Origin of the sequence: Methylobacterium sp. J-026 (assembly GCF_022829585.1) — a bacterium.
GTDB lineage: Bacteria > Pseudomonadota > Alphaproteobacteria > Rhizobiales > Beijerinckiaceae > Methylobacterium.
On the sequence record NZ_JAKSYC010000033.1, the window covers coordinates 1 to 20,718 of the forward strand.

Sequence of the window (20,718 nt, forward strand, 5' to 3'; positions counted from 1 at the left end):
CGCGAATGACCCATCTCCAAGCGGATCAGCGACAGCACCAATCGACTGCACCGCGATAGCCGCCGAGGCCAGAAGCATAGTACGACGCAGCATCAGGTTTCCGGATCATCCGAGGTCTGATCACACGGGATCGAGGGAAATGACCGTGCCGCCAGCCCGGCGACGGTCATCCTGCGAACGCTAGACCGCCCACATTGGTCACACATGTCAGGCGCGAGCAACGACGACGAGGTACGCTTAGTTTTATGGACGGTGCGGGACTCGTGAGTTCCGCACCATCAAGCCGTCGGGTATCGACCGAGGCCGTGTCAAAACCCATTGATCGTGGCTGCCAGTGTCGATCAGCAGGATGACGACGGCGGCGCGGTGGGCTGCTTCAGGCTCGAATGGCCTGGATGAACCAGGTTGCGCCGAACAGTCGGATCATCCGCTTCACGTTGTAGGCGAGGATCGCGAGGCTCATCTCGGTTCTCACGCCTTTCAGGCCCTTCGTCAGGAAAGGCGTACTGCCTGGCCTGCCCCCATCCGGTGGCCCAGGTTTGAAGTTAGTGCATCGTCGGTCGCGTGACGATGGCGGGGCGAGCGGACGGTACTGAGCCGCCCGGTTCCGGTGGCCGGATGACGACCTCCGGCGCAGGCGGGCAGTAGCCGAGTGACGAGTGACGAGTGGGGTCGGATGCTGTTGTAGTACCTCCGCCATCGCTCGATCACGACGCTGGCTTCCTTGAGGGTGTAGAACACCTCGCCGTTGAGGAGTTCATCCCGTAGCTTCGCGTTGAAGCTCTCGCAGTACCCGTTTTCCCAAGGACTGCCCGGCTCGATGTAGGCCGTCTTCGAGCCGACCGCTGTGATCCAGTCTTGGACGGCTTTGGCGATGAACTCCGGGCCATTGTCCGAACGGATATGCTCGGGCACGCCGCGCAGGCTGAACAGATCCGAGAGGACATCGATCACGTCGTACGCCTTCAGCTTACGGGACACACGGATGGCCAGGCACTCACGGGTGAACTCATCGACCACGTTCAGCATCCGATACTTGCGCCCATTGTGCGTGCGGTGCTCGACGAAGTCGTAAGACCAGACGTGGCCGGGCCGCTCCGGCCGCAAACGGAGGCAGGAGCCATCGTTGAGCCAGAGGCGGGCTCGCTTCGGCTGTCGCGCTGGAACCTTGAGCCCCTCCAGCCGCCAGATCCGTTCGACCCGCTTCACGTTCACCGTCCAGCCATCGCGGCGGAGCATCGCCGTGATCCGACGGTAGCCGTAGCGCCCGTACTGGAGAGCCAGTGCGACGATGGCGGCGGTCAATGCCGCCTCGTCCTCGACCACCACGGCGCGCTTGCGCTGTGTCGAGCGGTGCTGACCAAGAACACGGCAAGCGAACCGTTCCGACACGCCATGCTCGGCAACAACGTGGTCGACGCAAGCCCGGCGGCGAGCCGGGCTCAGAAGTTTCCCGAAGCTGCCTCCTTCAGGATGAGCTTCTCCAGCGTCAGGTCCGAGATCGCCCGACGCAGGCGCAGGTTCTCCGTCTCCAAGGACTTCAGCTGCTTGACCTGATCACCCTTCAGGCCGCCGTACTCGGATCGCCAACGATAGTACGTGACCTCCGTCACCTCGATGGATCAGATTGCTTCGGAGACCTTGCGGCCCTGCGAGACCAAAACATCGACCTGACGCAGCTTCGCGACGATCTCTTCAGCCGTATGCTTCTTCCGACGCATCATAACATCCTCCAAATGGCGCGAAGCCATACCTCAGGGAGGACCACTTTTCAGGGGGCAGGCCAGGCTGCTTCCAAGCGCAGAAGTGGGCCAGCCGAAGTTAAATAAGCCAGCGCTGCAGCTGAAAGCCGCGAAGCGGTAGCTGCCGACACCGAACGCTTTCTGCATCAGGTCAACGGGGCCGGATCGCGGCCGCTCGACAGCGCAAGTTGGCTGCAGCGGGCCGGATTGAACATCCGGAAGCCGTCGGACGCACGGCACATTGAGGCCATCGCCCTGGCCTAGGCGGCCAACATCCGAGTCAGCGGCAGCCAATTGCGTGCCGCAATTATGGCCGGGGTTGAAACACTGAGCGGGCGAAAGCGTTCGGGTACGATTCGCGACCTGCACCTGATCGTCGAGCGAGCCGCACATAATCCAAGTGTCCGAGTTGCGCGCAAAACCGAAAGACCGGTTTTGCGCACATTGGCGATCCGGCATGGCGTAACCTGGCCGAAAACGGCCGGTCTGCTTTAGAGTGGATGACAGCCGAAAGCGGACGTCACGCGCTCAGCATCACGTTTGAATGCCTTTTGTCGCTGGGGTTAGGGCGGACCAACAACTCCTCAGCGGAGATCAGCCGGCGTGACCTCGGCGCGATCGAAACCGCCTAGGCGGTAGACCAGCCACGACAGCAGCCAAGCCGCCGCGAAGAGACCGACGATCCCAAATCCGAGCGCGCCAAAGTTGTCGTTGACGGTGCCGATCCAGGTCCAAAACGTACCCTGGAGATCTAGCTTGCCGCCGATGAGGTTCAGCGCCTCCAGCGTGCCGATCACAAGCGCTACAACGACGGACACCATGGTGATGGTCAGGTTATAGGAAAGCTTCCGCATCGGCCGCACATAGGCCCAGCTGTACGCACTCAGCATCAGCACGCCGTCGGTAGCGTCGACCAGCGCCATGCCAGCAGTGAACAGGGCTGGAAATACGAGGATCACCCATAAATCCGCGCCCTCGCTGGCCTGCGTCGCCGAGAGCCCGAACAGGCTCACCTCCGTCGCCGTATCGAAACCCAGCGCGAACAGGAAGCCCAGCGGGTACATGTGCCACGAGCAGGTCACGAGACGGAACAGCGGCCGAAGCAGGCGCGCGAGGACGCCCCGATCTGCGAGCAACATGTTGAGGTCCTCCTCGACGTAGCTGCCCGTGCGGCGCACCTGACGGAACGTGCGCCAGACGCTGGCGAGCACCACGAGGTTGACCAGCCCGATCAGGATGAGGAAAGCAGCCGAGACGCTCGTGCTGATGAGGCTGCCCAATCCCCGATAGGCTTCGGAAGCCGTCAGCAGGCTCTTGGCCGCAAGCGCCACAGCAGTGGCGGCGGCGACAATGACAGTGGAGTGGCCGAGCGCGAACCAGAAGCCAACGGTGACGGGCCGCTGACCGGCGTGCATGAGCTTGCGTGTGACGTTGTCTATGGCGGCGATATGGTCCGGGTCGACGGCGTGGCGCAGGCCAAAGACGTAGGCCAGGAGCGCGGTCGAGAGCAGTGAGGTCTGGCCAGAGAAGAGATCATAGGCCCAGAGCCAGGCTAAGACATTAGTGGCGATCAAGATGAGATAGAGTAGACCGACCTTGCGCCATACTGAGCGAGGAGAGTTCTCTTCGGGTGGAACAATCGATGTCACAGCCCTGCTCCGGATGCCCACACGCTCAGATCCCCGCTTTTGCTGTCTCTGCCGGCCACCTGGCCCGTAGCATCGTCGGAACCGCGCGGCGACGACGAGTCGGGCGGCCATTAGATCCGTCGGGTGGGAGATGAGTCCGAGCCAAACCGTGTTCGACCGCAAGGCAGGCGGCCTGGCGACCATCGCGTTCAGCACATCCAATGGATTTCTACTCCACGGCCCGATTCGGTCATTGCCTTGCCATGCTGTTTTGAAAGTCAGGCGTGCACTCAAACTTGAGTGACGGCTTACCGTCACGCCTCCGTGAGACTCGGTATGACGTGCGCCTGCATCACGCATTCGAGGGCGGTCAGCCAGCACTCGTAGTAGTCCCAGCCGGGATCGTCGCGGGCGTGCGTGGCCTCCCACGCCGCGATCTCCGTGATCAACGCCTGCCGGAAGTCCTCCCATTCAAAGTGGCCTTCGCGTGCAAGCGCCACGGCCAGACCGAATGCCTGCCGCTCCCAGGGCTGATGGAAGCAAAGGCTCCCGTTGGCGCGGGGCGGCGTGTCAGGCTGCCCCATCATGCTCGCCACGGCAAAATGCTCGAAGCTCGTTTGCATAAGGCCTCAGGCCGCCTTCGGCAGGGCGACCGCCACGCCCATCATCGCTTCTGGCGTGACCAACTCCGCGAGTTCGTCCTCACTCAGGCCCTGGGAGCCGTCCGGCCTCTCCGGAACGACAAACCAGCGGATCTGGGCCGAGCTGTCCCAGGTCCGGATCTCCTTCGCTGGGTCGACGTCCAGGCCGAACTCCTTGAGCACCGCCCGCGGCTCACGGGCCGCACGAGCGCGGAAGGACGGATCCTTGTACCAGTAGGGTGGCAGCCCTAGCACTGGCCAGGGATAGCAAGAGCATAGCGTGCAGATGATGAGGTTGTGCACCTGCGGCGTATTCGCGACGGCGCGCATGTGCTCGCCCTCCGCGCCTGCCGCTCCTGTGGGCAGCCCGAGCTGCGCCACAGCGGCCATTGTGTCTGTCACGAGCAGCGCCTTGAACGCGTCGTCGGTCCAGGCCCGCGCGACGAGCTTGGCGCCGTTGAACGGGCCCATCTCGGTGGCGAAGGTCTGCATGACCTTGTCGACGGTCTGGTTGGTGATGACGCCCTTCGCGATCAGCAAGGCCTCAAGCGCCCGCACGCGCGCCGCGTTGCGCGCCTCGCGGTCAGGGGGATAGGCAAAGCGGTCGGTCATCGGTTTCCCTCAAGCGGCAGTCTGGTCGGCAACCGGGCGGACATAGGCGTCAAACAGGTCTGCGTAGATGAAGAAGCCGGGTTCGGCGTTGCCCGGCCAGAGGTGCTGCGGGTCGAACTTCACGCAGTAGACTGGCATGGCCGGTCCGATGCCGTCTGGCCCGGTCGAGCACAGGTAACTGAACGCATCATCGTAGACGGTTTCAATGACCCCGACCTTGTTGCGCAGGTAACCGGGCAGCCGGGTATGCTCGACCGTCGGCGGATCAGCCACCAACACCGTATCACCCACGCTAAAGCGTGGCTTGTCCGCCCACTGATGCCAGGGCGAGTCGCCGTCGATTAGGTACTTGTGGATCCGGTCGTCGACTTCCGAGGTACCACCGGATGGGAGGGATTTCGCCGGATCGGCAAGGTATTCGTCGGTGCGGGCGTCGAGCTCGGCTTGAGTGATGTAGCCGTTGGCGACGAAGTATCCGGAGATGCCGCCGAGCCACTTCTCGTAATAACGATACTTGAAGTAGTCGAACGGGTTCATCGCCTCGGCGCCCTTGCGCAGATCGGCCCAGGACCAGACCGTGCGGAAGGTACTGGAGGTCTGCGGCAGGTTGAGCTGCGGGCTGAGTGCCATCATGGCGGTGTGGATGCCGAAGATGCGCTCCTCCCAAGGCTCGACGAAGACGCGCAGCTCGGGTTGAACGGGGTCGAGGCCTTCGAGGCCACCTAGGGTGTGCTGGAGCTTCATGGGACCTCCGTTCAGCGTGCGGGCGCGGCGGCGCCGGGACGTTCGGTCAGAGCTTTCGCCAGTATCTCGGAGACGATGCCAAAGAGGGCGCCGATCAGCATCGAGAAGCCGGCCACGAGGGTCGGATGGGTAAGCCCCGCATCAAGCACGCCATGGCCGGTCGCCTGCGTCGTGCCGACCAGCGATGCGAAGCCGAAGACGATGGCCGGCGGGTAGCCGAGAAAGCCGGCGGAGGCGGCGAGGATCATGATGCCACTTCCGAGACCGACCGAGATGGCCGCGAGGGTCGGCGAGCCTGGTGCGGTCGTGATCGCCAGCAGGCAGAGGCTCGCGATCGCGACGCCGATCCAGTTCGAGGCGACCGACTTGACGAACCCCAATACTCCGCCGCCGCAGGCGAAGAAGGACGCCCAGGCGATGAAGGTCACCCAGACTGGGATCGGGAGGACGGTAGCCGTGATGTAGGTGTCGAGACCGCCGAGAATGGCGATGCTGGTGGCCAGGGCGAGCGTCGGTGGCATCATGATCATCCCCCATTCCGTCAGGCTGCTTGAGCCACGCCGCATTGCACGATGCCACGTTCGATCTCCCCGGCATCAAGGTTGCGGCCGATGAACACGATTTCACCGCACCGCGGTTCGCCGGAACGCCAGGGACGACCGGGCCGGCCATCGAGCGTCATGTGCACGCCGTGAAAAACGTAGCGCCGCGCCTCACCGATAAACGGGACGATGCCCTTAATCCGCAGGATGTCGGCTCCCCGATCCTGCACGAAGCGGTTCAGCCATTGGAAGAACGTCGTCGGATCGAGATCCCCCTCGGGGCGGAGCGCGACGCTCGTGATCGCGTCGTCGTGCTCGTGCTCCACATCCGACAGCAGTTCCGGCTCGATAGCTAGGGCGTTCCTCAGGTCGAAGGCCCGGATGCCGAGCAGTTCGCTGGCCGGCACCGACCCGTCACGCATGCGCCTGATGCGAGCCAATGGATTGATGTGGCGCAACTCAGTCTCGCAAGCTGCAAGTTCCGCCTCGACGACGAGATCAGTTTTGTTGAGGAGGAGGATGTCAGCGAAAGCGATCTGTTCTTTTGCGACGTTCTCCCTGCCCGCTGCCTCGGCCTCCTCGCCTATGGACAGCCAGAGCGGGTTATGGCGGGCATCGACGACGGTCACGAACGCGTCGAGTTCCGTCGATGCGCGGAGCCCCTCGTCCAGCATGAAGCTCTGAATGACGGGTGCGGGGTCGGCGAGGCCCGTGGTCTCGATCAGGATGCGCCGGACGGGCTGCGGCCGGGAGAGAAGGCGCTCGATCGTCGTGACGAGATCGGCCCGGACCGTACAACAGATGCAACCGTTGTTGATCTCGATGACGTCTTCGTCGACGCCGATGACCAATTGACCGTCAATCCCAATTGCGCCGAACTCGTTGACGATGACAGCTGTCCCTTCAGCCTCTTCCTGAGAGAGAAGATGGTTGAGGAGGGTGGTCTTACCGGAGCCCAGAAAGCCCGTTAGGACTGTGACGGGTACTTTTCCTGTCATCGTCGCCATTCACCACCCTTCGCCGCGCCCTGCTTCGGCGCAGCAAAGATTAGGAGGCGCTCTTCATCCTCGTATAGCTCAGCATCGCGACGGATTCCGCCATTCGGCACGCAGATTCGGACATCCCTACCATGCTGCACCTCCAATAGGCATTTGTCGCCGCTTGCATTTGCAATGAGAGATGATCTTCGGGAGCGGGCCAACTAAGAACGCATCCACTCCACAGAAAGCGCTGTTCGTGTGAGCCTGAACCGCCGAGTCTCACGTGTCGGTCAGTGACCGTGATCGTCGGCCGCCTCCAAGACAGCATGTGTAGGAAAGCGTCGGCGATAATCGCCCGGAGGCGTCTGTAAATGACGCAGGAACGCACGCCGCATCGTGTCGGTCGAACCGAAACCGCAGCGATGAGCGATCTGCTGGATGGTCAGGGGCCCGGCTTCCAAGAGGCTGCGTGCGGCCTCGACACGAGCCACCTCTACAAAGCGTGCCGGGCTGGTACGAAGCTCGTCATGGAAGAGACGTGTTAGGCTCCTCTCACTCAGGCCCACTTGGCTTGCCAGCTGTGCGACTGAGAGTTTTTTGGAGAGGTTTTCAAGAACGAAGTCCAGAACCTGGCCGAGCTGAGTATGCTCGGTCAGCTGTGCCTGTAGATGAACACTGAATTGCGATTGCCCGCCGGGCCGCCGCAGGAAGACGACGAGCGCGCGTGCGACGGCCAGCGAAATGGCTGCTCCGCAATCTTGCTCGATCAGCGCCAGCACGAGGTCGATGCCAGCGGTCACGCCGGCCGAGCTGTAGATGTTGCCGTCCCGGACGAAGATCTGATCGGGCTCGATCCGGGCTCTCGGGTACATCTCCGAGAGCTCCTTGGCGAACTGCCAATGGGTCGTCGCACGGCGACCATCAAGCAACCCAGCGGCGGCCAGAACGAAGGCGCCATTGCAAATCGAACCGACCCGGCGCGTCCTTGGCGCCATGTCGACGAGCCAGCGCAGGAGCGCCGGATCTCTAGTCCCTTCCTCGTAGTCGGGGCTACCGGCGACAAGCAGGGTGTCAAACGGCTCGGCCACCTCATCGATCAGACGGTCCGGCAGGAGTCGGATGCCGGAGGAGGTCGTGATCGGTCCGGGCTCAGTAGCGAGCAGTGTAAGGGCGTATGTAACATTCGCGTCACGTATCCGGTTCACCTGCGAGAACGCGTCGACGGGTCCGACGACGTCCAAAGCCTGTGAGCTGCGCGGAGCGACCAGGCCGATCATGATGGTCTTGGTAGCCAACGTAAGATCCTCCGCGGTCGCGCTTAATGATCGAGTTGCTCCGCGGGCTCCGAGCCGCATTTGATCAGGGCTGCTCTCCTTCTAATAGGAGAGGCTGCCTGCGCGGTACGTTGATCTCTTGCAGGCAGTGTGCCGAGTTGCCGGTATCAAGGACGCCGCTCCGGGACCGCTACCCAGTCCGGCTAACCAGCCGGCCGGGCACAGAGTGGCCAGCCTGATTTGGCCGAAAGCGGAATGGCTGCTTCGGGGGGACAACCTATGGAATAGCAGACGTGTGCTGTTGCTCAGCGAACCCGACAGCCGGCAGGCGTGGCAGGAAGATAAGCGCGCCTCCATACGGCCGCCTGCCGGCCAGTCGCCGACGGCCATCCGAAAGCGAGCGTCCGCCCGCACACCGGGGACACCTTGATCACGGACATGCTCGACAAGCACTGCCTATCCGTCGGTACTACGTCGGATCGCTATCGGCGAAGGATCATCCGTTGGGTTTCGGCATCAAGCAGCTACGAACTCGAGAAGATCCGCGCTGACCTGATGCTTGTGCGTCGAACACATCCCGTGGGGAGCGCCCGGGTAGACCTTGAACGTCGCGCCCTTGATCAGCTTCGCTTGCAGCTCGCCCGCGCCCGCGATCGGCACGATCTGGTCGTCATCGCCGTGAAGGATCAGGGTTGGGATCGTCACGCCTTTCAGGTCGTCGGTCTGGTCGGTCTCCGAGAAGGCCTTGACGCAGTCGTGCTCGGCCTTCAGCCCGCCCATCATGCCCTGGAGCCAGAAGGAGTCGCGCAAGCCCTGGCTGACCGTCGACCCGTCCCGGTTCGCGCCGTAGAAGGGACCGGAGAGGTCCTTGAAGAATTGCGAGCGATCGCCGGCGACGCCCGCGCGGATGTCGTCGAACACCGTCATGGGCAGTCCGCCGGGATTGGCGGGTGACTGCATCATGATCGGCGGCACGGCGCTGATCAGCACGAGCTTGGCGGCGCGGCCATGCGCGTGCTGAGCGACGTAGCGCAACGCTTCGCCACCGCCGGTCGAATGGCCGACATGGACCGCGTTGGTCACGCCGAGGGCCCCGACGACGGCCGCGAGGTCGGCCGCGTAGGTATCCATATCGTGGCCGGACCACGTCTGGCTCGAGCGGCCATGCCCGCGCCGGTCATGGGCGATGCAGCGAAAGCCCTCGTCCGCAAGGGCCATCATCTGGTCTTCGAAGGCGTCCGAGGATAGCGGCCACCCGTGGCTGAACACCACCGGCCGGCCCATCCGCGGCCCCCAATCCTTGTAGAAGATCTGCGTTCCGTCGCCCGTGGGCACAAAGCTCATCGTTGCTCCTTCTCGCGTGCGTGCCGTCGTACTCTCAGCCAAAGATCGCTGTAGTGGGAGTCCATTGGCTTGGCTATCCCGGTGGCCGGCTCCGCAAGCCGGACCGCGCGTTCCGTGCGCGCTTCGAAATGCTCGTGATGCTGAAGGGCCCTGCCGCCCGGCACCACACAGCATCTATGCCGCCTATCCGGTCAGAGCAGGGTGCAGTTCATCATCCTACAGCGGCGTCTGCAAATCCAAGCGGCAGGTTGTTCCGAAATCGGTCAGGAAATTCAGCCTCCCCTCTCGCGCAAGCTCATGGATGTCGTGCAGGCTTCGATTGGGAGCGAGATAGGCGTCTATGATCCGGTCGATGACGGCGTCCGCCGCGTGGATCGTTGCCGGCGAGGCGGTCAGCTGCATCTTCGCCAGCAGAGCGTACAGCATGACCAGATCGCCAATATCGTCCCGTTCATGGCTGAGCGCATCGCCGTAGAGACGGACCGCTTCCGTGATGAAGTCTTTGAACAGATCGATCCGGCGTGCTCGTTACGTTTCGCGAATCTTGTCCTGGAACTGGCTTCGATGCGTCATCCATGTCGTCGCGAACGACGCCATGGCGCCGATGGTGGCTCCGCCGAGCCCGAACATCGCCGAGATGTAAGCCGCATCCAAAGCTGCCTCCTAAAGGCCGGCAGACGGGGATTTGCGATTGGCGAGGCTGGAGCCTCCCTTCAAACCGAAGCTGTAGAGCAGCGTAATCGTCGGTCGGAGGATGAACAGATCGGCACCGAGCGCGCACAGCATCGCGAGGGCGCTGAGCCAGCCGAAGAGCTTCAGCATCGGAAGATTTGACAGGACGGTGGTCGCGAGGGCGCAGCTCAGCACCATCGTCGTCAGGATCAAGGGCGGCCCCATCAGGATTGTAGCCCGCTCGACTGCCGGTTCGGGTCTATGCGACGGGGCCAGATCCAGCGTCATCCGATTGAGGAAGTGGACCGTGGCGCTCAAGCCGAGTCCGAGCGAGACCGTCAGGGCGACGACGCTGGCGAATTGCAGCCCATCGCCGAGCATCCATAGCAACGTCCCCATCGCGAAGACCGGGAAAACCGCCGGCATGAGGCTCGCCAGCAGGATACGGGCCGAGCGGAAGACGAGGCCGAGGAACGCCGCGACGAGCACCACCTCAACCGTGATGCCACGGCTGAGCTTGTCGATCATCTGCGCAGAGTTGCGGGCGGCGATGGCCGAGAGGCTCGTGACCGTGATGGTGTATCCAGGATACTCTGTGCGCACAGGGTCGAGGGCGTGGTCGAGGTCGCGGACGATCGGCAGAAGGCGACTGGCATCGACGTCGCGAACGCGGCCGGCTACGAGGACGGCCTGATCGTCCCTCGCGATGAACTGCTGCACGAGGAACGCCGGCAAGGCAGCGACATACGCCTTGAGAGTCCCGACGTCGGAGCGGTGGACGTTCTGGGCCAGCCAGTCCCGCAGAGTCTCGAGCGACCACACGTTACCGACGCCGGATTGCTGCGACAGGATTCGGTGGACCGTGTCGATCAGCGCCAAGGTGCGCGGCGCGTAAAGATCCTCGCCCTGCGGGAACGCGACCATGACGTTGATGGGGTTTGCCCCCGTCAGTTCCTGATCGAGCTTGTCGCTCGCCGCGACCGCCTGCTCATGGCTGGGAACCTGGTCGGCGAGACGGTAGCGTGGCTGCAGCTGCGCATAGCAGAGCGCCAGCAGGGAGACGAGGACGACGCTGAGCGCGGTGTAGGCAGCCGCGTGGTGGACCATCTGCCCCGCGATCCGCGCGCAGAGGCGCTGAAGGATCCCGACGCCACGATCCGCCTCTCGAGCCGCCTCGACGAACCCATCCGTGCGCCTGAGCAGCATCAGACCGAGGACCGGGATGAGGGCCAGAACCGTCAGCATCGAGATCGCGGTGGCCAGGAGCCCGGCCTGACCGAAGCTGCGGATCAGATCGGATTCGGAGACCTGGAGGGCGGTGAAGGACAGGGCTGCCGTCGCATGGGTCAGGACGCAGGCGGGCCCGACGACAAGGAGGGCGTCGCGGATCGCCGACCGGGCGCTCGCGCCGGCGATGAGCCGGGCCCGAACGTCGAAGGTGAGCTGCATGCTGTCGGAGAAGCTGATCACCATGATCAGCGGGGTCATCATGTTGAGGAAGATATTGAGCTGCAGGCCGAGCCAGCCGAACGCGCCCAGCGCGAGGAGGATCGAGGCGAGCGGCGGCCCGGCCGCCATCAGCATGAAGGACAGACGCCGGAAGAATGCGATCGCGATGAGGCATCCGACCAGGAGACCCGCCGCGTTATAGACGAGGCGGTCGTGCTCGATCGCGTTGCGGATCTCGAGCTGCATCACCGGGACACCGGTCAACTCGGTCTTCAGCGTCGTGGAACCGAGGTCGGTGCCTACGAGACCGTTGAGTTCCTGGATCAGCGGCGCGAGCTGGTTGCTCTCGACCTTGGTGGGCTCGAGCGCCAGCACCATCAGCGTCAGTTGACCGTTCGCGGAGAGCAGCTTGTCCTTGATGATCTCGTTCGTCTCGACGGTCCGGACCAGCTGCGCGTAGGCCGGCCCCTCCGGCAGGGTGTCGGGGAAGAGCGGACCCGGCAGGGCGCCATCCAGCGGCGCCGTGCGTGCCGAGAAGAGCGAGACGATGCCGCGGACGCCGTCGACCAGTTGCAGATCCGTAGCCAGGTTGCGCAGCGCTTCGATCGAGTCCCGCTGCAGGATCGGACCGCTGACGACGACGAGGACATCGTATTCACTCGAAGGAAACCGCTTCGAAACAGTCTCGTACTCATGGAACTCTGTTGTATCGGAACGAAACAGCTGGCTGATCGAGTCGTCGACGCCGAGGCGGCGAACGCCGAGAACCGCCAGCAGGATCAAGATCACCGTCGCGGATCCGACGATCGCCGGGTGCCGCAATGCGATGAGCCCCAAGCGTTCGACGCCGAGGGCGATGGAGAACGACCGGATCTGCGAAGGCTCCTGATCTTCGACTGTGGTGCTCACGACGGGCGGCCTCGCGCGGGTCAGTTCTGCCGGCGCCCCGCCGGGACTGGCGGGGCTGAGCGATGGCGTTGATCAATCCTTCGCAGTCGCCGCGACCGTCAGCGGCGGCGGAGCTGGACGACCACTTGCCGGATATCGTTTCCCTGCGGTGAGATCACGACGTCCTGCCGGTTCCGGCTCGTCGAGAAGCTCAGACCGGCGGTGAAGAAGGGAGAGCTCACCTGCGCCTGGAGTTGGCCGCCGCGCAGCGACCCCGACAAGGTGCCGGTCACGCTCCGCGTCGTCTCGGTCCAAGTCCCGGAGATCGCGCCGTTCGACTCCGTCGCTTGGCAGTCGATGTTGAATTTGTAGCTTGCGCTCGCGCAGACGAGGCGTTGCTCCACACTCGCGCCGTCCGGGCCGACCGCGTACTGCGCCCGGCAGCGGATCGCCTCGCTGCCGCTTGCGGATTGAACGTAGCCCGAGCCGAACCACGATCCGGCAAAGTCGGCGAACCCGCCCTGTCTTGCCGCGTAAGAGGGCATGCAAAAGAGTGCGGTTGCCAAGCCCAGCAGGGCGATCAGTCCGCCGACCGAACGGCGTTGCGGAACGTGAAGGCGCGCATCATTCCTCATCCGGCTTGTCCTTGCGTGAGTCTTCTGTTTGCGGAAGGTGCGGCGCGATGATTGAGAAGCCGATCAGCTGATTTCTTGTCCAGAGCCGCAGTGTATCGGATCATGCCAGATTGTTCTTGAGGATCTTGAGGTCGGTGACAGAATACGCCATCCCGAAGCGATAGCCGCGTCCGATCCGGCGTGGCGCCAGCCGGTGCATGTCCTCGCCCTGAACCTCGGGGAGGCTGAGCTCCGCCGACCCGTGCCAGACGTCGACCACGGTCAGATCGTCCGTCAACGACAGCGTCAGCTCGTCCACGGCCGGCCGATCCTGCCGGCCGGCGACGAGGGTCGGGAAGTAGCGGCGCATCGTAGTCGGCCGGTTGAACACGGTGCGCGGATCGTCGACCTGTCCCGCAAGCTGGATGCGCGCCGTGGCGAGGCGTTCGCCATGGGCCGAAAGGCTCGCACCGAAACGGCTTCCGGCGGCGAGGGGTGCCGCGGCTGCGCTCGGTGCCGCGAAGGTGCGTGTCTGGAAGACGCTGCCGAGCTTCTTGGGATAGCCCTGGGCCCACCCCCGTGCCAGCGCCGCGTCGTTGTCGACGAAGATATACGGGCAGTAATTGACCGGCTGCCCCTCGAACTCGGCTTCCACCAGGACGAACGCCTCGCGGTACTGGTACCGAGCAGGATCGGTCAGCTCGTCGTTCGATCCGGTGAACTGCCAATCAAGAAACCAGAAGAAGGCCCGCCCCTCGGACGTGGTATCGACGGCGAGGCTCGGCGGCAGCAAGGCCGCGATGGCGTCCGGATCCGTCCAGTACTCGACCGCCATGCAGTCGCTGGAATAGTGCCACGGTGGAAGCTTGGCGGAGGACGACTCGCCTTGCGGCGTAAGCGGAACCGAGAAACCTTTGAGCATTGTCTTATCCTCTGCTGGATTGACGACGTTGTTCGCCGACGGGGCCCTCGACGCCCGGTGCGGTCGGATCCGGCCGAACGTGCACCGTCGCGGTCATGCCGGCGGCGACCGCGACGCCCTCGGGCCAGCGGTCGACTTGGATCCGGACCGGGATGCGCTGGGCGAGGCGAACCCAGGTGAAGACCGGATTGACCGATGGCAGCCCGGCGACGCCCGACGCCGCGTTCGAGTCGGTGATGCCGCGCCCCAGGCTCTCGACGCGCCCCGATATCGTCGTGTCGGAATAGCCGAGCAGGGTGAGCGCAGCGGGATCGCCGAGGCGGATGCGCCGGAGTTGCGTCTCCTCGAAGTAGGCAGTCACCCAGAAGCTGTCGGCATCAACCAGCGTCATCGCGGCTTGGCCGGCGGTCGCGTAGGTGCCGCCCTGGAGAAGCAGGTTGGTGACGTAGCCGTTGACCGGCGAGCGCACCTCCGTGCGGGCGAGGTTCAGCCGCGCCTTGGCGAGATCGGCTTCCGCACCCTGGTATGCGGCCTGGGCGACGTCGGCGTTGCTCTGGTAGGTCTCGCGCTCCTCGTTGGAGACCGCCAGATCGTCCAGCCTGTTGCGTCGTGAAGCTTCGGCCGCGCTGTTGCGCAGCTGTGCCGTCGCGCGTGCCAGCGCGGCCTCGGCCTGCTGTACGGCGATCGTGTAGTCCTGGTCGTCGATCCGGAACAGAAGGTCGCCCTTCCGGACCACCTGGTTGTCGGCCACCGGCACCGCCGTCACGCGGCCCGAGACCTCGGGCGCCACCTGCGCGGTATAGGCTCGAACCGTCCCGTCACGGGTCCAGGGCGTGTGGACGTAGTAGCCCCAGGCGAGCCACGCGAGGAGCATCGCCGCTGCGGCTGTTGCGAGTGTCGCGAACAGGACGAAGGCGGGGGGTGATGCTGGCGTGGCGGTGACCGACGGGGGTGGCGGGCTCGTGGGTGCCGGGCCGGGCTCGGCCAGACTGCGTTGGGTTGCAGGCGCCATCAGATCCGTCCCAGGCTGAGCACGAAGGCCGACAGGACGCCGACGGCGAGCGCCAGTTCCAGGGCCGGAGAGCGCGCCCAGGCCGCGCCTCGCGCTCCCCGCCGGAGCGCCGCGAGCAGGACGACCATCGTGGCGGCTGCGAGGAGTAGGCAGAGCGCGAACGGCGCGATCAGCACGCCCATCACGTCGAGCTCGCGAAGCGGCAGGATCATGGGCGCCTCCACAGACGGTCCGGCCAGAGATAGCGATAGGAGGCGATCACCAGCGCCACGCCGGCCACGACAGCCAGCGCCTCGTTGAGCGACGCCCCGAAGTCGTATTGCATGGGATTCTGGGGTGCCGCGGCGAGGAGGAACGAGACGTTGAATCCGAGCGCCGGCACGGCGGAGCGCCGGTCGCTCGCGCCGATGGCACCGAGGAACAGGAACGGGAACAGCGTCGCCGCGAGCAGCCCGAAAGACGGCGTGCTCGTGAGCGGACCGAATTTGAGGGCGAGCCCAGCCGCCTGACCGAGCCCGACGCCCCAAAGACAGGCCCAGGCACCCCGGTCGACGTTCGGCAGCGTCGTGAAGTTGAGCCCGAGGGCCGCCGCCAGGATGATGAAGATCGGGCCGGACGGCCAGGCGGTGAGGAACCAGACGACCCAGGCGGCCCCGACGAGCGCCACGAGGCGCAGCGCGTTGGCGGCGATCATAGCGGCGGGCGGCGCGGGCGGCGGCGGGGACGGGTCCGGCGACGGATCCTGCACGAGGGCGGCCGCGGTGCTGACTCCATAGCCGCAGACGATCCCGAGCACGATGTTGGAGCCCCGGTCGAGAGCGAGATCGAAGGTCGAAAGCGGGTCTGAGACCGATTCCAGCATGATGAGGCTCGCCGTCAGGCCCGCGAGCGCCGTCCCGTAGGCCCCGAGCCCCGGGACGAAGCCGCCGACGGTGGCGGCGAGGGCCGTCCATCCTGCGAGGAACAAGGCGGCGCCGAGGGAGCTCTGGGAGAACCAGGCCATGCCGGCGAGGCCGGCGACCAAGCCCAGCAGCGTGCCGGCGAGGCGCCAAGCGCCCTTCCGCTTCACCGCGCCCCGCGTCGGCAGGGCGATCGCCATGACGGTCCAAGCCGCCCAGCGGGGATTGTCGAGCTGGAGCCACATCGCGAGCCACAGGGCGGCGAGCGCGGCCACCGCTGTCCGCAGCCCAAAACCGAGGGGCTGCAGCGCCGTCAGATCAGGCACGAGGCGTTCTGGCCGAGTGCGGATGAAGGTGGACATCGGCCGCTCAGTGGTAGTCCGCTTCGCCAACGACCTTGCCGCGGAAGATGAAATAGACCGCGGCGGTGTAGGCGAGCGTGAGCGGGAAAACGAACAGCCCGGCGCCCCAGAACAGGAAGCGCAGCGAACTCTCCGGGGCCGCCGCCTCGTCGATCGTGATCGAGAACGGCACCATGTAGGGCAGGAAGGAGGCCGCGAGCGTCCCGTAGGCCGCCAGGAAGATGAGCGCGGCCATCGGGAACGACAGGCGGTCGTTCCGGGTGCGGAGGCCCAGGATCAGACCGCCGACGGCGATGATCCCGAGCAGCGGGAAGACGAGGAGGTAGGGCCGCTCGATCCATCGCCCGAGCAGCGGCAGGTCGATCGCCGCCGCGTACACGAAGGCGGCGAGCAGGAAGATGAGCAGCGCGCCGAGCAGGCCGGGCAGGACTCCGTACCCGAACGCCCGCGCGTCATTGTCGGTCTTGCCGATCAGCCAGCAGGCCCCGATCAGCGCGTAGCCGATGCAGAGCCCGGCACCGCAGAGCAGCGCGAACGGGCTGAGCCACGCGAACGCCCCGCCGACATAGCGTCCGTTCTCGACCGCCAAGCCCTGCACGAGCGCGCCGACGGCCGCGCCCTGCACGAGGGTGGCGGCGTAGGAACCCACCACGAAGCCGCCGTCCCATAGCCAGCGGAATTGAACGGTCTTGTAGCGGAACTCGAAGGCCACCCCGCGCAGGATCAATCCGGCGAGGAGGACGATGACCGGCAGGTACAGCGCCGACAGGAGCGTCGCGTAGACGAGCGGGAAGGCGCCGAAGAGCGTCGCGCCGGCGACCACCAGCCAGGTCTCGTTGCCGTCCCAGACGGGCGAGATGGCGCTGAGCATGTGCCGCCGCGCGCGCTCGCCTGGCGCGAACGGGAACAGGATACCGACGCCCAGATCGAACCCGTCGAGCAGGACGTAGAGGAGGAGGGCGAGCGCGAGGGCACCGGCCCAGAGATTCACGAGGGTCATCGGCCGAACTCCGCCGCGGCGTCCACGCCGGGGCTGCCGCCCGGCACCGAGAGGGGACGTTTCGGATTGGTGGTCTGCCGGCCGTGGTCGCGCGCCGGGATCGGTCCGGCCCGGAGCATGCGGTAGATGTAGAGGACGCCGAAGGAGAAGATCAGCGCGTAGACGCTCGCGAAGATCGCGAGGCTCGTCGCCACCTGCGGGGTGGTGAGGAACGGCGTCACGGCGTCGGCGGTCCGGATCTGCCCGTAGACCGTCCAGGGCTGCCGGCCGACCTCGGCGGCGAACCAGCCGGTGATCGTCGCCACGAACCCGAGGGGGAACGACAGGAAGGTCGACCACAGGAAAAGCCGCGCGCCGTAGAGGCGCTCGCTCAGGCTGAGCCAGGAGCCCACCCAGGCAAGGCCGAGCATCACGAGCCCGCACCCGACCATTACCCGGAAGGCGAGAAACGGGATCAGCACGGGCGGCCGGTCGTTCGGCGGAAAGCTCTTGAGGCCGACCTCCTTGGCAGTGAGGCTCATCGAGCCGATCACGCTGCCGAGATAGGGGATCGCCACGGCGAAGCGGTTCGCCTGGGCCGCCTCGTCGGGCCACGCGATCAGCACCTCGGAGGCGGGCTGCTCATCCTCCCAGCGCCCCTCGATCGCGGCGAACTTCGCCGGCTGGAGGTCGTGCACGTAGTCGCCGACCAGATGGCCGAAGCCGATCTGGATCGGCACGAGGATCGCAGCGAGCCGGAGGGCCATGGTGAGCATGGCCCGGCCTTCCTGGACGGCGTGGCCGCGCAGCATGTACCAGGCGCCGGTCGCCGCGATGCAGAAGGCTGAGGTCACGAAGGCCGCCAGCACCATGTGGGGAAAGCGGACCAGCACGACCCGGCTGAGGGTGATGGCCGACCAGTCGGTCGGGACGATGATTCCGTCCGGCGTCTGCGCGAAGCCGGTCGGAACCTGCATCCAGCTGTTGTTGACCATAATCCAGAAGGCCGACAGGCAGGTCCCGACCGCCACCATCAGGCAGGCTAGGAAGTAGACGACCGGCGGCACCCGGTTACGGCCGAACATCAGGACGCCGAAGAACGCCGCCTCGAGGGCGAAGGCCGTGAAGCTTTCGTAGCCCAGGAGCGGACCCTGGATGGGGCCGGTCCGGCGGGACAGCTCGCTCCAGTTCGTGCCGAACTGGAAGGCCATCACGATCCCCGACACGACCCCGAGCCCGAAGGCGACGGCGAAGATCTTCAGCCAGAAATCCGACAGGCGCCGGTAGATCGAGCGCCCCGTGACCAGGGAACAGCCTTCGAGAAAGCACAGCCATGCCGCCAGCCCGATCGTAAAGGCCGGGAAGATGATATGGAAGGTAATCGTGAAGGCGAACTGGATCCGCGACAGGTTTAGAGGCGTCATATCCATGGCGGGATCCGGAGCATCGAGGCACAGAGCGGGGATCCTGCCGCCCGAAGGGGCGGCAGGAGGCTCGTCGAAGGTGCGCGGTCAGCGGGGCAAGAGGTTCGTCCGCGCCAGGTCGATGACCTCGTCGCCGCGACCGTTGAGCACCGCGCGCAGGACCCAGAGGCTGAACCCCTTGACCTCCTTCAGGTCGATGGTCGGCGGCATCGACAGCTCGTGCTTGGCGGTCACGACGTCGAGGACGACCGGGCCGTCATGGGCGAGCATCTCCTCCACCGCGCCCGGCAGGTCGCCCGGATCCTCCACCCGGATGCCGTGGATCCCCATCGCCCGTGCCATGGCGGCGAAATCCGGGTTCACCAGGTCGGTCCCAGTTTCGAGGAAGCCCTGCGCCTTCATCTCGAGCACGACGAAGCCGAGCGAGCCGTTGTTGTAGACGACGATCTTCACCGGCAGCTTCTGCTGTGTCAGCGTAACGAGGTCGCCCATCAGCATCGTGAAACCGCCGTCGCCCGAGAGCGAGATGACCTGCCGGTCCGGGTAGGCGGCCTGGACGCCGATGGCGTGCGGCATGGCGTTGGCCATCGAGCCGTGATTGAGCGACCCCACGAGCCGGCGTCGGCCGTTCACCGTGATGTAGCGAGCCGCCCAGATGGTCGGCGTACCGACGTCGAAGGTGAAGACCGCATCGTCGCTGGCAGCCTCACTCAGGACTCGGGTGAGGTATTGCGGATGGATCGGCTTGCGTCCGGGTGTGCCCTTGGCCAAGTCGTCGAGGCCCTGACGGGCCTTGCGATAGCGGACGAGCGCGTCGTCGAGATGCACCTGGTCGGTCTTGGTCTGGAGCTTCGGGAGGAGCGCCGTGATCGTGGCGCCGACGTCGCCGACGAGGCCGAGATCCAACTTGACCCGACGCCCGACATGCTCGGGGCGAAGATCCACCTGGGCGATCCGGCAATGGGTTGGCAGGAACGGCTTGTAGGGGAAGTCCGTCCCGAGCATCAGCAGGACGTCGCAGGTGTGCATGGCCTCGTAGCCGGACGCGAAGCCGATGAAGCCTGTCATGCCGACATCGTAGGGATTGTCGTACTCGACGAACTCCTTCCCCCCGTAGGCGTGGACGATGGGGCTCTTCAGCATCTCGGCAAGCTGCATGAGCGGGCCATGCGCTCCGGCGCAGCCGCGGCCGCAGAAGAGCGTGACCCGCTCGACATCGTTCAGCAGATCCGCCAGAGCCGCCAGGTCCTGATCCTGGGGGACCACTACGGGCGTCGGCGGCAGGAGGCCGGCTTTCGGTGAGGCGCCACGGGCCGGCGCGGGCTCCAGCGCGATGTTGCCCGGGATCACGATGACGGCGACGCCGCGCTCGCCGATCGCGGCACGGATCGCGCTCTCCATGACGTAGGGCAGTTGCGCGGGATCGGACACGAGTTCGCAGTAGACGCTGCATTCCTTGAACAGCATTTGCGGATGCGTTTCCTGGAAGTAGCTGCTGCCGATCTCCGAGGTCGGGATGTGGGCGGCGATCGCGAGGACCGGTGTGCGCGTACGCTGGGCGTCGTACAGGCCGTTGATGAGATGAAGGTTGCCCGGACCACATGAGCCGGCGCAGGCCGCCAGACGTCCGGTGACCTGGGACTCGCCAGCGGCGGCGAAGGCCCCGACCTCTTCGTTACGGACGTGCACCCAGTCGATGGTGTCGCGCCGACGGATGGAGTCCGTCAAGCCGTTGAGGCTATCGCCGACCACCCCGTAGACGCGCTCGACGCCGGCCTCTTCAAGTATATCGATCATCAGGTCGGCGACGTTGTGCTTCGACATCGAGATCGTCCTCGCGAATGCGCTGCCAGGGCCAGAACGTCGAGTTTTGCACTCGAATGTGGCCCGCAATCAGGATCGATGAGCGCTGGAATACGGTACCAATCAATATCCGCTAGAGCGAGTGTTCTTGAAATACAATACTTGTAGCTTGAAGTAAGGAAGCGTT

At 65.2% G+C, this 20,718-nt stretch carries 19 protein-coding genes and 1 pseudogene; all 20 read right to left on the minus strand.

Going from position 1 to position 20,718, the window contains the following annotated elements:
* Nucleotides 1-545: 545 nt before the first annotated feature.
* The 20 genes and pseudogenes from MKK69_RS01315 to poxB all read right to left on the minus strand — a co-directional run bounded on the left by MKK69_RS01315 (nucleotide 546) and on the right by poxB (nucleotide 20,552).
* Nucleotides 546-1,721 (minus strand): annotated as a pseudogene (locus tag MKK69_RS01315) (IS3 family transposase).
* A gap of 605 nt (nucleotides 1,722-2,326) precedes the next feature.
* Nucleotides 2,327-3,391: a HoxN/HupN/NixA family nickel/cobalt transporter gene (locus MKK69_RS01320; RefSeq protein WP_243964867.1), complete on the minus strand. Its 1,065-nt coding sequence runs from the start codon at nucleotides 3,389-3,391 to the stop codon at nucleotides 2,327-2,329.
* A 293-nt stretch (nucleotides 3,392-3,684) separates the two neighbouring features.
* Nucleotides 3,685-3,993, minus strand: coding sequence for a nitrile hydratase accessory protein (locus tag MKK69_RS01325; protein WP_243964868.1), 309 nt, complete (start codon nucleotides 3,991-3,993; stop codon nucleotides 3,685-3,687).
* A 6-nt stretch (nucleotides 3,994-3,999) separates the two neighbouring features.
* Nucleotides 4,000-4,623, minus strand: a complete 624-nt coding sequence (gene nthA / locus MKK69_RS01330) for a nitrile hydratase subunit alpha (RefSeq protein WP_243964869.1) — start codon at nucleotides 4,621-4,623, stop codon at nucleotides 4,000-4,002.
* 9 nt (nucleotides 4,624-4,632) lie between these two features.
* Complete coding sequence (gene nthB, locus MKK69_RS01335; RefSeq protein ID WP_243964870.1) at nucleotides 4,633-5,367, minus strand: nitrile hydratase subunit beta; 735 nt, start codon at nucleotides 5,365-5,367, stop codon at nucleotides 4,633-4,635.
* A gap of 11 nt (nucleotides 5,368-5,378) precedes the next feature.
* The gene (locus tag MKK69_RS01340; protein ID WP_243964932.1) at nucleotides 5,379-5,888 is read right to left on the minus strand and encodes a DUF1097 domain-containing protein; all 510 of its coding nucleotides are present in this window, start codon (nucleotides 5,886-5,888) and stop codon (nucleotides 5,379-5,381) included.
* 20 nt (nucleotides 5,889-5,908) lie between these two features.
* Nucleotides 5,909-6,916 (minus strand): GTP-binding protein, encoded by a 1,008-nt coding sequence (locus tag MKK69_RS01345; RefSeq protein ID WP_313900811.1) that lies wholly within the window; start codon nucleotides 6,914-6,916, stop codon nucleotides 5,909-5,911.
* Between the two features lie 263 nt (nucleotides 6,917-7,179).
* A complete protein-coding gene (locus tag MKK69_RS01350) occupies nucleotides 7,180-8,184 on the minus strand; it encodes a GlxA family transcriptional regulator (protein WP_243964871.1) in 1,005 nt (334 codons plus the stop codon).
* A 495-nt stretch (nucleotides 8,185-8,679) separates the two neighbouring features.
* Nucleotides 8,680-9,507 carry an alpha/beta fold hydrolase gene (locus MKK69_RS01355; RefSeq protein ID WP_409564765.1) on the minus strand — a complete coding sequence of 276 codons (828 nt, stop codon included), beginning with the start codon at nucleotides 9,505-9,507 and terminating at the stop codon, nucleotides 8,680-8,682.
* Between the two features lie 216 nt (nucleotides 9,508-9,723).
* Nucleotides 9,724-9,933 carry a hypothetical protein gene (locus tag MKK69_RS01360; protein WP_243964873.1) on the minus strand — a complete coding sequence of 70 codons (210 nt, stop codon included), beginning with the start codon at nucleotides 9,931-9,933 and terminating at the stop codon, nucleotides 9,724-9,726.
* Nucleotides 9,934-10,035: 102 nt separating this feature from the next.
* Complete coding sequence (locus MKK69_RS30895; protein WP_279598114.1) at nucleotides 10,036-10,161, minus strand: hypothetical protein; 126 nt, start codon at nucleotides 10,159-10,161, stop codon at nucleotides 10,036-10,038.
* Nucleotides 10,162-10,170: 9 nt separating this feature from the next.
* A complete protein-coding gene (locus tag MKK69_RS01365) occupies nucleotides 10,171-12,537 on the minus strand; it encodes an efflux RND transporter permease subunit (RefSeq protein ID WP_243964875.1) in 2,367 nt (788 codons plus the stop codon).
* Nucleotides 12,538-12,635: 98 nt separating this feature from the next.
* Nucleotides 12,636-13,151 (minus strand): hypothetical protein, encoded by a 516-nt coding sequence (locus MKK69_RS01370; protein ID WP_243964876.1) that lies wholly within the window; start codon nucleotides 13,149-13,151, stop codon nucleotides 12,636-12,638.
* Between the two features lie 100 nt (nucleotides 13,152-13,251).
* Entirely contained in the window at nucleotides 13,252-14,052 is an 801-nt protein-coding gene (locus MKK69_RS01375) for an acetoacetate decarboxylase family protein (protein WP_243964878.1), read from the minus strand.
* 4 nt (nucleotides 14,053-14,056) lie between these two features.
* Nucleotides 14,057-15,064, minus strand: a complete 1,008-nt coding sequence (locus MKK69_RS01380; protein ID WP_243964880.1) for an HlyD family secretion protein — start codon at nucleotides 15,062-15,064, stop codon at nucleotides 14,057-14,059.
* The gene (locus tag MKK69_RS01385) at nucleotides 15,064-15,276 is read right to left on the minus strand and encodes a hypothetical protein (RefSeq protein WP_243964882.1); all 213 of its coding nucleotides are present in this window, start codon (nucleotides 15,274-15,276) and stop codon (nucleotides 15,064-15,066) included. The genes MKK69_RS01380 and MKK69_RS01385 overlap by 1 nt, the downstream gene beginning before the upstream one ends.
* Complete coding sequence (locus MKK69_RS01390; RefSeq protein ID WP_243964883.1) at nucleotides 15,273-16,325, minus strand: FUSC family protein; 1,053 nt, start codon at nucleotides 16,323-16,325, stop codon at nucleotides 15,273-15,275. Before MKK69_RS01390 ends, MKK69_RS01385 begins: the two co-directional genes overlap by 4 nt.
* A gap of 7 nt (nucleotides 16,326-16,332) precedes the next feature.
* The gene (cydB, locus tag MKK69_RS01395) at nucleotides 16,333-17,325 is read right to left on the minus strand and encodes a cytochrome d ubiquinol oxidase subunit II (RefSeq protein ID WP_243964884.1); all 993 of its coding nucleotides are present in this window, start codon (nucleotides 17,323-17,325) and stop codon (nucleotides 16,333-16,335) included.
* The gene (locus MKK69_RS01400; RefSeq protein ID WP_243964885.1) at nucleotides 17,322-18,734 is read right to left on the minus strand and encodes a cytochrome ubiquinol oxidase subunit I; all 1,413 of its coding nucleotides are present in this window, start codon (nucleotides 18,732-18,734) and stop codon (nucleotides 17,322-17,324) included. The genes cydB and MKK69_RS01400 overlap by 4 nt, the downstream gene beginning before the upstream one ends.
* Nucleotides 18,735-18,815: 81 nt before the next feature.
* Nucleotides 18,816-20,552 carry a ubiquinone-dependent pyruvate dehydrogenase gene (poxB, locus tag MKK69_RS01405; protein WP_243964886.1) on the minus strand — a complete coding sequence of 579 codons (1,737 nt, stop codon included), beginning with the start codon at nucleotides 20,550-20,552 and terminating at the stop codon, nucleotides 18,816-18,818.
* Between the last annotated feature and the right edge of the window lie 166 nt (nucleotides 20,553-20,718).